The sequence below is a fragment of the Pseudoxanthomonas sp. LARHCG66 genome, from assembly GCF_052871755.1.
In genome coordinates this window covers 419,314-431,863 of record NZ_JBIXJW010000001.1, presented here as the reverse complement: position 1 = coordinate 431,863, position 12,550 = coordinate 419,314, and the positions used below count along the sequence as shown (strand labels likewise).

Below are 12,550 nucleotides of genomic sequence, written 5' to 3'. Positions count from 1 at the left end.
TTCGACGCCGAGCGGGTGTAAAACGGCCCCCCCCCCCTCGCCGTCGCTGGCCCCCCCCCGCCCCCCCGCGTTGGGGGGCCCACGGCGTTTCCCCGGGGCCGGGATGCGGATCGGCGAGACCGGGCAGTGTCCGTGCGATAATGTCCCGTTATTCCTGACGACCGCACAGGCCGCCGCGCACTCCCCATGTCTTCTGATTCCATGCGGAACATCCGCAACTTCTCGATCATCGCGCACGTCGACCACGGCAAATCGACCCTGGCCGACCGCATCATCCAGCTCTGTGGCGGCCTCGAGGCCCGCGAGATGGAAGCGCAGGTGCTCGACTCCAATCCCATCGAGCGCGAGCGCGGCATCACCATCAAGGCCCAGTCCGTGTCCCTGCCGTACAAGGCCAAGGACGGGCAGGTCTACCAGCTGAACTTCATCGACACCCCCGGCCACGTCGACTTCAGCTACGAAGTCAGCCGCTCGCTGGCGGCCTGCGAGGGCGCGCTGCTGGTGGTCGACGCCGCCCAGGGTGTGGAAGCCCAGTCGGTCGCCAACTGCTACACCGCGGTGGAGCAGGGCCTGGAAGTGGTGCCGGTGCTCAACAAGATCGACCTGCCGACGGCCGACATCGAGCGCGCCAAGCGTGAAATCGAGGCCGTCATCGGCATCGACGCCGACGATGCGGTGCCGGTCAGCGCCAAGACCGGGCTCAACGTCGACCTGGTGCTGGAGGCCATCGTGCAGCGCATCCCGCCGCCGAAGCCGCGCGACACCGACAAGCTGCAGGCGCTGATCATCGACTCGTGGTTCGACAATTACCTGGGCGTGGTCTCGCTGGTCCGCGTGATGCAGGGCGAGATCGGGCCGAAGAGCAAGATCCTGGTCATGTCCACCGGCCGCACCCATGAAGTGGACAAGGTCGGCGTGTTCACCCCCAAGCGCAAGGAGCTGAAAAAGCTCGGCGCCGGCGAGGTGGGCTGGATCACCGCCAGCATCAAGGACGTGCACGGCGCGCCGGTCGGCGATACCCTGACCCTCGCGTCCGACCCGGCCCCGGGCCCGCTGCCCGGCTTCCAGGAAATGCAGCCGCGCGTGTTCGCCGGCCTGTTTCCGGTCAACGCCGAGGACTATCCGGCGCTGCGCGAGGCGCTGGAGAAACTGCGCCTCAACGACGCGGCGCTCCGTTTCGAGCCGGAAAGCTCCGAGGCCATGGGCTTCGGCTTCCGCTGCGGCTTCCTCGGCATGCTGCACATGGAAATCGTGCAGGAGCGCCTGGAGCGCGAGTACGACCTGGACCTGATCAGTACCGCACCGACGGTGGTGTATGAAGTCCTCCGGACCGATGGCACGGTGCTCTCGCTGGACAATCCGGCCAAACTGCCGCAATCCAACCTGATCGAAGAGGTGCGCGAGCCCATCATCCGCGCCAACATCCTCACCCCGGAAGCCTACATCGGCGCCATCATCAAGCTGTGCGAGGAAAAGCGCGGCGCGCAGATCGGCATCCAGTACCTGGCCAGCCAGGTGCAGATCAGCTACGAGCTGCCCATGGCCGAAGTGGTGCTGGATTTCTTCGACAAGCTCAAATCGGTGAGCCGAGGCTATGCCTCGCTGGATTATGCATTCCTGCGCTTCCAGCCCGGCCCGTTCGTGCGTCTGGATACGCTGATCAACGGCGACAAGGTCGATGCGCTCAGCCTGATCGTGCACCGCAGCCATGCCGACCGGCGCGGCCGCGAGCTGTGCGAGAAGATGAAGGAGCTGATCCCGCGGCAGATGTTCGACGTGGCCATCCAGGCCGCCGTGGGCTCGCAGATCATCGCGCGCAGCACGGTCAAGGCCATGCGCAAGAACGTGCTGGCCAAATGCTATGGTGGCGACATCACCCGCAAGAAGAAGCTCCTTGAGAAGCAGAAAGAGGGCAAGAAGCGGATGAAGCAGGTGGGGCGCGTGGAGATTCCGCAGGAAGCCTTCCTCGCCGTGCTGCAGGTGGACAGCAAGTAGCGTTTTCCTTCTCCCTGCGGCAGAAGGTGGCGCATAGCGCCGGATGAGGGTACGGCGAAGTCCGCGAAGCCGGGAGCGCGCGGACTTCGCCGTACCCTCACCCCAACCCCTTTCCCGGTGGGAGAGGGGCCATTCAACGGAGTGTGTATGGTCTGGTTTGAAACGATCCTCGTGGTACTGACGCTGCTGACCGGCCTGGTATGGCTGGCCGACAAGCTGTTCCTGGCCAAGCGCCGGCGCGCCCGGAGCGGATTGCTGGACGAAGAGCCGGTGCTGGTGGACTACTCGCGCGCGTTCTTCCCCGTGCTGGCCGTGGTGCTGATACTGCGCAGCTTCATCGCCGAGCCTTACAAGATCCCGTCCAGTTCGATGATGCCGAACCTGCTGATCGGCGATTTCATCCTGGTCAACAAGTTCTCCTACGGCCTGCGCCTGCCGATCACCAACCAGAAATTCTTGGCCATCGATGAACCGGCGCGCGGCGACGTGGTGGTGTTCAAGCCGCCCCACGACCCCAAGAACAATTGGATCAAGCGCGTGATCGGCCTGCCGGGCGACAAGATCGGCTTCCACGGGGACACGGTGTCGATCAACGGGCAGCCGTTGACCTACGAGAAGCTGGGCGATTACGTGGGCAAGGGCAGCGGTGCAGGTGAGACCGGGGCCGCACTATTGAAGGAAAAACTGCCGGGACGGCCCCATACGGTGCTGGAATGGCTGGACAGCGCACGGCCGGAGGGGCAGGGCGAATGGGTGGTTCCGCCCGGGCATTATTTCGTCATGGGCGACAATCGTGATAATAGCGAGGACAGCCGGTTCTGGACGCAGACCCATTTCCTGCCGGAACAGAACCTCCGCGGGAAGGCCTTCCTCGTCTGGCTGAACTGCGAGGGCTGGTTCTGCAAGAATGGCTTCGATGCCTCGCGTATCGGTAACGGCATCGAGTGATCTTTCAACGCTAACGGGGAAGCACGGGGGAATGGCAATGAAGCGCAAGCAAAGCGGCATGACGTTGATGAGCTTTCTGATGGTGCTGGCCGTGGTGGGCTTCGCCGCCTACATCGCCATGCGACTGTTCCCGATGTACCAGGAGTACTACGCGGTCAAGTCCTCGATGAAGGGGCTGGCCAACGAGGCGGGCGTGGCGGACATGGATCCGGCCCGGATCCATGAACTGTTCTTCCGCCGCCTCGACATCAACTACGCCACCAACATCAAGCCTTCGCACGTGAAGATCGAGCGCATGGAGGGCGGCTGGAACATGAAGGTCGCCTATGAAGTGCGCCGCCCCCTGGTGGGCAATCTCGATGTGGTCGGCAACTTCGCCGCCGAGCAGGCGATGACGCGTCGCGGCGCGGAATAGGAATTTGGCGGTTGACCGCATCGGCCATGTGTTCGCCGACCAGGGCCTGCTTGCGCAGGCCCTGACGCATCGCAGTGCGGGGGCACCGCACAACGAGCGGCTGGAGTTCCTGGGCGACGGCGTGGTCAACCTGCTGGTCGCGGAAACCCTGTTCCTGCGCTGGCCCAAGGCCGACGAAGGCGCGCTGACCCGCGCACGCGCCGAACTGGTGCGCGAAGCGTCATTGGCCACCCTCGCGCGGCACCTGCAACTGGGCGAGCGGCTGACCATGGGGCCGGGCGAAATGAAGTCCGGCGGCCATCGTCGCGATTCCATCCTGGCCGATGCGCTGGAGGCGGTCGTGGCGGCCATCTATCTCGATGCCGGTTTCGATGCGTGCCGGGCCGTGGTGCTGCCTTGGTTCGAGGAATCGCTGGCCGCGCTGCCGGTCGGGCGGCCGGAGAAGGATGCCAAGACCCGCCTCCAGGAATGGCTGCAGGGGCGCCAGCGTCCCCTGCCGGTCTACGAACTGGTCTCGGAAAGCGGCGATGACCACGCCAAACTCTTCCTCGCGCGCTGCACCACGCTGGATCCGCCGCTGACGGCGGACGGCGAGGGCACCTCGCGCCGCAACGCCGAGCAGGTCGCCGCGGCGGCGCTGCTCGACAAGCTCGACATTTCGAAGTGAGTACCCCCCGGTGAGCGATTCCTCCTCCTACCGCAGCGGCAGTGTTGCCGTCATCGGTCGTCCCAATGTAGGCAAGTCCACGCTGACCAATGCGCTGGTCGGTGCCAAGGTCAGCATCACCTCCAACCGTCCGCAGACCACGCGGCACCGGCTGCTCGGCATCGCGACCTTCGCGGCGGGCAAGGACCGGCCCGCAGGCCAGATCGTGCTGGTCGATACCCCCGGCCTGCACAAGCAGCAGGGCAAGTTCTCCGCCTCGGCGATGAGCCGGGTGATGAATCGGGCTGCCCGTGGCGCGCTGGAAGAGGTCGAGGCGGCCTTGATGGTGGTCGAAGCGGGCCGCTGGGACGAGGAAGACACGCTGGCCTACAACGTGCTGCGCGATGCGGGGATTCCGGTGGTGCTGGTGGTCAACAAGGTCGACCGGATCAAGGAAAAGGCGGCGATGTTGCCCTTCCTCGCCGAGGTCGCGCAGGACCGGCAATTTGCCGCTGTGCATCCGGTGTCCGCGCTGAAACGCAATGGCCTGGACGCGTTGGTGAAGGACATCCTAGCGCTGCTGCCGGAGCAGCCGCCGATGTTCGGCGAAGACGAGATCACCGACCGCAGCGAGCGGTTCCTCGCGGCCGAACTGGTGCGCGAACAGCTGATGCGTCAGCTCGGTGCGGAACTGCCGTACGCCACCACCGTCGAAATCGAGAACTTCACCACCGAAGACTCGCCAAAAGGCGAGCTGGCCCGCATCGGTGCGGTGATCTGGGTGGAGCGCGAGAGCCAGAAGGCCATCGTGATCGGCAAGGGCGGCGCGCGGCTGAAGGAGATCGGCAGCAAGTCGCGCCAGCAGATGGAGCATCTGTTCGGCCGCAAGGTGTTCCTTGAAACCTGGGTGCGCGTACGCGAGGGCTGGTCCGACGACGAGACCGCACTCAAGGCCTTCGGGTATGAATGAGCCCGCGCGGGCCTGAATGCGCATCACCGGCGAGACCGCCTTCGTCCTGCATGCGCGCGCCTGGCGCGAGACCAGCCTGCTGGTCGAAGTCCTGGGCCGGGAACAGGGACGCCTGGGGCTGGTCGCGCGGGGCGTGCAGGGGCCGAAGAAGCACGTCCTGCGCGCTGCGCTGCAGCCGCTGCAGTGCATCCGGCTTGATTGCGACCTGCGGGGCGAACTGGCGCGGCTGGTGAGCGCGGAGGCGCTGGACGCGGCACCGCAGCCCGCCGGCGACGCCATGCTGGCCGCGTTCTATCTCAGTGAACTCGTGCTGCGGCTGGTACCGCGCCACGATCCGCTGCCCGAGCTTTTCGACGCCTATGCGCAGGCACGCGAACGACTGCGGTTGCGTGACGGACTGGCGTGGTCGCTGCGCCGGTTCGAGCGCGACCTGCTGGAAGCGCTGGGCGTTGGTTTCGCGCTCGATGTGGATGGCGATGGCGAGCCGGTGGACCCGGCGGCGCGCTACCTGCTGGATCCGGAGCACGGCCCGCGTCGCCTGCACAGCGACCGCGGCCACGGGGAGCGCAGCCAGGCGGCCACCGGTCGCGCGCTGCTCGCCTTGGCGAAGGATGCGACGCCTTCGCCCGACGATCTCGTCAGCCTGCGTTTGCCGATGCGTTCGGTGCTGGCGCACCACCTCGGCCCGAGGGGGCTGAAATCGTGGGAAATGATCGGTGACCTGGGGCGCCTGAAACACCGCGGCGCCACGACGGACTGACGGCGTCAGGCGGCCGGCGACAGCAGGCGCCTGCTCGCTTCGGCAAAGGCGTCGCGCAGCCCCGCGTCGGTGGGCGCGGCATGCCAGCGGGCCGCGACACCGGCCAGCGCGCGGGCCCCTGCGAAGCCGCAGCTGGCCTGCAGCCGGTGCAACTGGGCGCGCAGCGCGGCTTCATCCGCACGGGTGAACGCCTCCAGGCAGGCCGCGGTTGCCACGGGCAACTCGGACAGGAACAACTCCCGCAGCAGCACCGCGTGTTCGCGATTGCCGGCGAGTGCGGCAAGTGCGGCAGCTTCGTCCCAGTCGGGAAGCGCCTGCGCCGACGGGAGGCCGGTGCCGCCTGCCAGCACATCGCGCACTGCGCGTTGCAGTGCCTGTGCCGAGAGTGGCTTGACCAGCACATCGGCGAAGCCGGCCTGGACCAGCTGTTCGCGTGTTGCGGGTGTCGCATCGGCCGTATGCGCCAGTGCGGGCGTGGCCGGATGGCGCGCGCGCAGGCGTTGCAGCAGCGCCGCCCCGGTGCCGTCGGGCAGGTTGGCGTCGATCAACCACACGTCGAAGGCGAGCGGAAACGCCAGCGCCTGCGCGCAGTCCGCCGCGCGCTGCACGCGTGCAGGCAGTGCGGACAGGGCGGCCGACAGGAACTCGGCACTGATGGGGTCGTCTTCCACCAGCAGGAGCATCGGCATCGTGCCGTCGGTGAGGGTCATGGTCGGGCATCCTGCGGACTGGTCCCATCTTAGCGTCGGCGGGGGCGGGCGGCGCCCATGCGACAATGCGGCCCCGCCAACACACGCAGCCTGACGCCACGTGGCACGTACCCGCTCCCCCCGCATCGACAAGACCCCCTTCGAAGCCACCATCACCGACCTGACCCACGACGGGCGGGGCGTCGCCCGCCGCGACGGCAAGGCCGTGTTCGTCTCTGGCGCATTGCCGGGCGAGCGGGTGATGGCCGAACAGACGGCGAAGAACCGCCATTTCGACGAAGCGAAGGCGCTCGAGGTGCTGGATGCTTCCCCCGACCGCGTCACGCCGCGTTGCCCGCATTTCGGCACCTGTGGCGGCTGCGTGCTGCAGCACCTGGACGAGGCCCGGCAGATCGAGGCCAAGCAGCGCGTGCTGCTGGAGAACCTGGAGCGCATCGGCCACGTCACGCCGTGGGCGGTGCTGCCGCCGCTGACCGGTGCCGCCTGGGGATACCGCCGCAAGGGCCGCTTCTCCGTGCGCCGGGTCAACAAGAAGGACAAGACGCTGGTCGGTTTCCGCGAACAGGATCCGCGTTTCGTCGCCGACCTGTCCGAATGCCACACCGTCATCCCGGGGATCGGCACGAAGATCACCGCGCTGGCCGAGCTCGTTGAAAGCCTCGACGCACGCGAGCACATCCCGCAGATCGAGTTCATCGCAGGCGACGCCAATGCGGACTTCAGTGGCATCGCGCTGGTGTTCCGCCATCTGCTGCCGCTGAGCGAGGGCGACCACGGGAAGCTCACGGCATTCGGCCAGGCCACCCGGCTCGCCATCTTCCTGCAGCCGGGCGGACTGGAAAGCGTGCATGCCTTGTGGCCGGAGGCGCCGCAGCTGGCGTTCGCGCTTGCGCCGTGGGACGTGTCGCTGGCCTTCCGTCCGTTGGACTTCATCCAGGTGAACGCGGCGCTCAACGAGAAGATGATCGCGCGGACTTTCGAACTGCTCGACCCGCAGCCGCAGGACCGCGTGCTCGACCTGTTCTGCGGGCTGGGCAATTTCACCCTGCCGATGGCACGCCTGGTGGGCGAGGTCGTGGGCGTGGAAGGCGAGGCGGGTCTTGTCGTGCGTGCGCGCGACAATGCCGCCCGCAACGGGCTGGTCAACGCGCACTTCCACGCGGCGGACCTGACCCAGGACCAGCGTGGTACGCCGTGGATGCGCCAGGGCTTCGACAAGCTGCTGCTCGATCCGCCGCGTTCCGGTGCCATTGAGGTGCTGCAGCAGTTGCCGCTCAGGCAGTTCGACCGCATCGTCTACGTCAGCTGCCATCCCGGCTCGCTGGCACGCGACGCGGGTTACCTGGTCAACGAGCAGGGCTACACGCTGGTGTCGGCCGGCGTGATGGACATGTTCCCGCACACGGCGCATGTGGAGAGCATCGCGCTGTTCGAAAGGAAGTGATCCCTGCCGGAGGGGCTTCGGCCCCGACACCGGGACGATCGGGAAAAGCGGTCGGGGCTGAAGCCCCTCCTACAACAACGCAGGGCTTCACTCGATGGGCATCGAAATCGAACGCAAATTCCTGGTCGCCGGCGACGCCTGGCGCGATGTCGCGCACGAGGTCGTGCCGATGGCGCAGGGCTACATCAACGACATGGGGGCGATGGATCGCGGTGAACAGAAGGCCTCGGTGCGCGTGCGCATCCAGGGCGATGCCGCCTTCCTCAACCTGAAATCGCGCGAGCTGGGCGCCACCCGGCAGGAATTCGACTACGCCATCCCCGTTGCCGACGCCCGCGCGTTGCTGGCGCTGTGCATGGGCGGCGTGATCGACAAGCGTCGGCACTACGTGCGGCACGAAGGCCACTTGTGGGAAGTCGACGAGTTCGTGGGCGCCAACGCGGGGCTGGTGGTGGCGGAAATCGAACTCGACCGTGCCGATGAAGACTTCGTGAAACCTGCCTGGGCCGGCAAACAGGTCACCGACACCGCCCGCTATTACAATCTTGCCCTGGCGTCGCGTCCGTACGGACAGTGGTCCGACGACGAACGCGCCGCCACCGATATTCCCTGAGGAACACCCAATGCTCGTCATCGGCATCGCCGGCACAGAACTCACCGCGCAGGAACGCGACTGGCTGCAACACGACGCCGTCGCAGGCGTCATCCTGTTCACCCGCAACTTCGCCTCGCGTGCGCAGGTGGCGGAACTGTCGCAGGCCATCCGAGCCGCCGCGCCCCGTCCGCAGCTGGTCTGCGTGGACCAGGAAGGCGGGCGCGTGCAGCGCTTCCGCGACGGTTACAGCGATCTGCCAGCGCTGGAAGGCTTCGGCAAGCTCTATGCGCGGGAGCCGCAGCTGGCCCTGCAGCGCGCCGAAGAACACGCGTGGCTGATGGCCAGCGAGATCCTCGCCAGCGGCGTGGACCTGAGCTTTGCGCCGGTGGTGGACCTTGCGCGTGGCAACCGCGCCATCGGCAATCGCGCCTTCGACGCCGATCCGCAGATCGTGGCCGAGTTCACCCGCGCGTACATCCGCGGCATGCACGCGGCCGGCATGGCGGCCACGCTGAAGCACTTCCCCGGCCACGGCACGGTGCTGGAAGACACCCACTTCGACGACGCCGTCGATCCGCGCAGCCTGGACGTGCTGCGCGCGGAGGACCTGGTTCCGTTCGTCGCCGGCATCGAGGCCAAGGCCGATGCGGTGATGATGGGGCACGTGAAATATCCGGCGGTGGCACCGGAACCGGCGGGCTACTCGCCGTTCTGGATCCAGAAGATCCTGCGCGACGAGATGGGTTTCCGCGGGGTGGTGTTCTCGGACGACATCGGCATGGCCGCGGCATTCTCGGCAGGCGGCGTGAAGCAGCGCATCCATGACCACCTGGACGCCGGATGCGACGTGGTGCTGGTGTGTTCGCCCAAGCTGGTGGACGAGTCGCTGAAGGCGGTGGAAGGCCGCGCACTGAATACCGCCGCCGTGCTCGGGGTACTGGGCCGTGGCGCACTGGGGTGGGACGGCCTGATCGCCGATGCGCGCTATGGCGACACCCAGGCGCGCGTGCTCGACAGTCTCACGGGAGTTGCATGATGGAATCGCTGGGCAATCCGAAGCCGAAGCTGGCCGACGCGCTGGCCAATGCCGACCTGCTGGTCGACCGCGCGACGATAGACCGCGCCATCGCCACGATGGCCGCGCCGATCGCGCGTGACTACGCGGGCGAGGTGCCGGTCTACCTGACCATCATGCACGGCGCGCTTCCCTTCGCCGGACAGCTGTCACTGGAACTGGGCGCGCTGGGGTTGGACCTGGAGTTCGACTACCTGCACGCCACCCGCTATCGCGGCGAGACCACGGGCGGGGAGCTGGTGTGGAAGCACCGGCCCGCGACCGCGCTCTACGGTCGCCGTGTGCTGCTGGTGGACGACATTCTCGACGAAGGCCATACGCTGCTGGCAGTGAGGCAGTGGTGCCTGGAGCAGGGCGCCACCGACGTGCGGATCGCCGCGCTGACCACCAAGCAGCATGATCGTTGCGTGCCGGGCATCTGCGCGGACTATGTGGGCCTGGAGGTCGCGGACCGCTATGTGTTCGGTTTCGGCATGGACTACCACGAGCAGGGTCGCAACCTGCCGGGCATCTACGCGCTGAAGGACTGACCATGGCCGACATCGCGCTTGCCGTCATCGGCGGTACCGGCGTCTACAGGCTCGCCGACCTGCAGGACGTGGAAACGAAGGAGCTGCACACCCGCTTCGGTGCGCCGTCCGGTCCTGTCCGCATCGGCACGCTGGACGGGCGGCGCGTGGCGTTCCTCGCCCGCCACGGCGAGGGCCATTCGGTGCCGCCGCACCTGGTCAACTACCGCGCCAACCTGCAGGTGCTGAAGGACCTCGGTGCCACCCGGGTGCTGGCGTTGAACACCGTCGGCGGCATCACCGATGCCTGCGGTCCGCGTGTACTGGCGTGCCCGGACCAGCTGATCGACTACACCTGGGGCCGGATCTCGACGATCTGCGAGGAGCCCGGCAGCGAGGTGCTGCATGTCGACTTCGGCGACCCGTACACGCATTTACTTCGTCAGCAGATCCTCTCCGCGGCCCGCGAGGCCGGCGTGGATCTGGTGGATGGCGGCTGCTACGGGGCCACGCAGGGACCGCGTCTGGAGACCCGCGCCGAGATACGCCGGATGCGCCGCGATGGCTGCGATCTGGTCGGCATGACGGGCATGCCCGAAGCCGGTCTGGCACGGGAAATGGGCCTGGAATACGCCTGCCTGGCCATCGTCGCCAACTGGGCGGCGGGTTGCGGCACCGACGAGGAAATCACGATGGACGAGGTGCTGGCGAACGTGGCCGCTGCATCGGCCGGGATCCCGGCCCTGGTGGCGGCGCTCGCACGCAGGTGATTGTCAACGCGCGCCGGGCTTTGCATACTCGGCGTGTGCGGCGTCATCGCCGCACATTCCACTCGCATCCAGAAAAGGAAATACAAGCGCTATGCCGTACGGTACCGTGAAATGGTTCAACGATGCCAAGGGCTTCGGATTCATCGCGCCAGAAGATGGCAGCGCCGATGTCTTTGCGCACCACACCGCCATCAACAGCAAGGGCTTCCGCAGCCTGCAGGAAGGCCAGCGCGTCAGTTACGAGCTGACCCAGGGCCCGAAGGGTGCACAGGCGTCCAACATCACGCCGGCAGCCTGATCCAAGACGATTTTCTTGAACCCCGCTCCGGCGGGGTTTTTTAACGCCTGCATTCCGGCGCATCGCACGTCCGGCAGGAAAGGAACGCGGCACCCGATGGACTCCCTGCACATCGCCATCGTCGGTTATGGCACCGCTGGCCAGGCTGCGGCGTTGCTGCTGTCGCGCGACGGCCACCGGGTGGAGGTCTTCGAACGTGCGGAACAACCGGGGCCGGTCGGCGCGGGCTTCCTGCTGCAACCGACCGGACTGCAGGTGCTGTGGGAACTGGGCCTGCTGCCCGATGTGCTGGCGCATGGCCGACGGGTCAATCGCCTGTATGGCGAAACGCCCTGCGGTCGTGCAGTGATGGACATGCGCTACGCCGGACTGGACGCGCACTTGTTCGGGCTGGGCATGCAGCGCGGAGCGTTGTTCACGCTGCTGGCGGAGGCATGGGCGGGGCAGGGCGAGATCCATCGTGGTCACACCATCGAGGCCGTCAGTGACGATACCCGTCGCGTACGCGACCAGCATGGCCGCTGGCATGGCCCGTTCGACCTGGTGGTGAGTGCTGACGGTTCGGCTTCACGACTGCGCGTGGCCACCGGAGCCGTGAAGCGCGAGGCCGTCTATCCGTGGGGTGCGTTGTGGCGACTGGTCCCACAGGGCGACTGGCGCTGGAACGACGAGCTGCGCCAGCGTTACGTGGCTGCACGCAAGATGATCGGGTTGCTGCCGGTGGGCACGCGGCCCGGTGATGGAACGCCGCGGTTGAGCTTCTTCTGGAGTCTGCCCGTCAGCGACTTCGATGCCTGGCGCGCGCGCGGTCTGCCGGCATGGCGCGAGGAAGTGGCACGCCTGTGGCCCGAGGCCGATGCCTGCCTGGCCGACACCGTGGACGCCGGCCAACTCGCACGCGCCAGTTATCGCGACGTGGCCCTGCGGCAGTGGTACCGGGACCGCCTCGTCGTGATCGGGGACGCCGCGCATGGCATGAGTCCGCAATTGGGCCAGGGCGTCAACATGGCGCTGATGGACGCGATGGCCCTGCGCGACGCGCTGCGCGTGCAGGGCGATGTCCCGGCGGCGCTGGAGGCATATCAGCGCGAACGCCGGGCGCATGTCGGCGTCTACCAGTTCTGGAGCCGCTGGCTGACCCCGATCTTCCAGTCCGACCGGGACCTCATCGCGCATGCCCGCGATCTGGCGTTCCTCCCGATGGGCCGGCTGCCGGGTGGACGCGGCCACATGCTGCGGGTGCTGAGCGGCACGCAGCACGGCTTCTTCCGCAAGCTGGAGCTGAAGCAGGCGTTCCTCGGGACACTTCGCGATCTCGCCCGCACTGTCTAGGACATCGCAATCAGTGGCAGGGCCCGCAACGCATCCACGCGCCGCGCTGAATTGCGCGAGAATCCGGGCGTGCAACGGGAACC

General features: G+C 67.2%; 14 protein-coding genes. 13 read left to right on the top strand and 1 reads right to left on the bottom strand.

The features are described 5' to 3' along the window. Positions 1-201 precede the first annotated feature (201 nt). From lepA to recO, 6 genes are all read left to right on the top strand, one after another. On the top strand, positions 202-1,995 hold the full coding sequence (gene lepA, locus ACIPRS_RS02015) for a translation elongation factor 4 (RefSeq protein WP_185742119.1): 1,794 nt from the start codon (positions 202-204) through the stop codon (positions 1,993-1,995). 147 nt (positions 1,996-2,142) lie between these two features. Next, a complete protein-coding gene (gene lepB / locus ACIPRS_RS02010) occupies positions 2,143-2,943 on the top strand; it encodes a signal peptidase I (protein ID WP_337730102.1) in 801 nt (266 codons plus the stop codon). 37 nt (positions 2,944-2,980) lie between these two features. Beyond that, positions 2,981-3,358 (top strand): DUF4845 domain-containing protein, encoded by a 378-nt coding sequence (locus ACIPRS_RS02005; protein WP_142125079.1) that lies wholly within the window; start codon positions 2,981-2,983, stop codon positions 3,356-3,358. Between the two features lie 4 nt (positions 3,359-3,362). Then, the gene (gene rnc, locus ACIPRS_RS02000) at positions 3,363-4,025 is read left to right on the top strand and encodes a ribonuclease III (RefSeq protein WP_446537343.1); all 663 of its coding nucleotides are present in this window, start codon (positions 3,363-3,365) and stop codon (positions 4,023-4,025) included. Positions 4,026-4,035: 10 nt separating this feature from the next. Continuing rightward, positions 4,036-4,974, top strand: coding sequence for a GTPase Era (era, locus tag ACIPRS_RS01995; RefSeq protein WP_446537342.1), 939 nt, complete (start codon positions 4,036-4,038; stop codon positions 4,972-4,974). Positions 4,975-4,990: 16 nt separating this feature from the next. After that, complete coding sequence (recO, locus tag ACIPRS_RS01990) at positions 4,991-5,734, top strand: DNA repair protein RecO (protein ID WP_446537341.1); 744 nt, start codon at positions 4,991-4,993, stop codon at positions 5,732-5,734. Positions 5,735-5,739: 5 nt separating this feature from the next. On the opposite strand, the gene ACIPRS_RS01985 is transcribed toward recO, so the two are convergent. Then, the gene (locus tag ACIPRS_RS01985; RefSeq protein ID WP_446537340.1) at positions 5,740-6,444 is read right to left on the bottom strand and encodes a response regulator; all 705 of its coding nucleotides are present in this window, start codon (positions 6,442-6,444) and stop codon (positions 5,740-5,742) included. A gap of 100 nt (positions 6,445-6,544) precedes the next feature. Between ACIPRS_RS01985 and rlmD the strand changes: the two genes are divergently transcribed. The 7 genes from rlmD to ACIPRS_RS01950 all read left to right on the top strand — a co-directional run bounded on the left by rlmD (position 6,545) and on the right by ACIPRS_RS01950 (position 12,467). Further along, a complete protein-coding gene (gene rlmD / locus ACIPRS_RS01980) occupies positions 6,545-7,888 on the top strand; it encodes a 23S rRNA (uracil(1939)-C(5))-methyltransferase RlmD (RefSeq protein ID WP_446537339.1) in 1,344 nt (447 codons plus the stop codon). A gap of 94 nt (positions 7,889-7,982) precedes the next feature. Then, positions 7,983-8,501, top strand: coding sequence for a CYTH domain-containing protein (locus tag ACIPRS_RS01975; RefSeq protein ID WP_446537338.1), 519 nt, complete (start codon positions 7,983-7,985; stop codon positions 8,499-8,501). A gap of 10 nt (positions 8,502-8,511) precedes the next feature. After that, positions 8,512-9,519 carry a beta-N-acetylhexosaminidase gene (gene nagZ, locus ACIPRS_RS01970; RefSeq protein ID WP_446537337.1) on the top strand — a complete coding sequence of 336 codons (1,008 nt, stop codon included), beginning with the start codon at positions 8,512-8,514 and terminating at the stop codon, positions 9,517-9,519. After that, the gene (locus ACIPRS_RS01965; RefSeq protein WP_446537991.1) at positions 9,519-10,088 is read left to right on the top strand and encodes a hypoxanthine-guanine phosphoribosyltransferase; all 570 of its coding nucleotides are present in this window, start codon (positions 9,519-9,521) and stop codon (positions 10,086-10,088) included. Before nagZ ends, ACIPRS_RS01965 begins: the two co-directional genes overlap by 1 nt. Before the next feature lie 2 nt (positions 10,089-10,090). Further along, positions 10,091-10,837 carry an S-methyl-5'-thioinosine phosphorylase gene (locus tag ACIPRS_RS01960; protein WP_192200838.1) on the top strand — a complete coding sequence of 249 codons (747 nt, stop codon included), beginning with the start codon at positions 10,091-10,093 and terminating at the stop codon, positions 10,835-10,837. Between the two features lie 91 nt (positions 10,838-10,928). Continuing rightward, positions 10,929-11,135 carry a cold-shock protein gene (locus ACIPRS_RS01955; RefSeq protein ID WP_055942196.1) on the top strand — a complete coding sequence of 69 codons (207 nt, stop codon included), beginning with the start codon at positions 10,929-10,931 and terminating at the stop codon, positions 11,133-11,135. Positions 11,136-11,231: 96 nt separating this feature from the next. Continuing rightward, entirely contained in the window at positions 11,232-12,467 is a 1,236-nt protein-coding gene (locus ACIPRS_RS01950; protein WP_446537336.1) for an FAD-dependent oxidoreductase, read from the top strand. The last annotated feature ends 83 nt before the right edge of the window (positions 12,468-12,550 follow it).

What these genes read in the sequence shown, in the direction of transcription:
- lepA (WP_185742119.1), top strand. Translation starts at nt 202, where the DNA reads ATGCGGAACATCCGCAACTTCTCGATCATCGCGCACGTCGACCACGGC.
- lepB (WP_337730102.1), top strand. Translation starts at nt 2,143, where the DNA reads ATGGTCTGGTTTGAAACGATCCTCGTGGTACTGACGCTGCTGACCGGC.
- ACIPRS_RS02005 (WP_142125079.1), top strand. Translation starts at nt 2,981, where the DNA reads ATGAAGCGCAAGCAAAGCGGCATGACGTTGATGAGCTTTCTGATGGTG.
- recO (WP_446537341.1), top strand. Translation starts at nt 4,991, where the DNA reads ATGCGCATCACCGGCGAGACCGCCTTCGTCCTGCATGCGCGCGCCTGG.
- ACIPRS_RS01985 (WP_446537340.1), bottom strand. Translation starts at nt 6,444, where the DNA reads ATGACCCTCACCGACGGCACGATGCCGATGCTCCTGCTGGTGGAAGAC.
- ACIPRS_RS01975 (WP_446537338.1), top strand. Translation starts at nt 7,983, where the DNA reads ATGGGCATCGAAATCGAACGCAAATTCCTGGTCGCCGGCGACGCCTGG.
- nagZ (WP_446537337.1), top strand. Translation starts at nt 8,512, where the DNA reads ATGCTCGTCATCGGCATCGCCGGCACAGAACTCACCGCGCAGGAACGC.
- ACIPRS_RS01965 (WP_446537991.1), top strand. Translation starts at nt 9,519, where the DNA reads ATGGAATCGCTGGGCAATCCGAAGCCGAAGCTGGCCGACGCGCTGGCC.
- ACIPRS_RS01960 (WP_192200838.1), top strand. Translation starts at nt 10,091, where the DNA reads ATGGCCGACATCGCGCTTGCCGTCATCGGCGGTACCGGCGTCTACAGG.
- ACIPRS_RS01955 (WP_055942196.1), top strand. Translation starts at nt 10,929, where the DNA reads ATGCCGTACGGTACCGTGAAATGGTTCAACGATGCCAAGGGCTTCGGA.
- ACIPRS_RS01950 (WP_446537336.1), top strand. Translation starts at nt 11,232, where the DNA reads ATGGACTCCCTGCACATCGCCATCGTCGGTTATGGCACCGCTGGCCAG.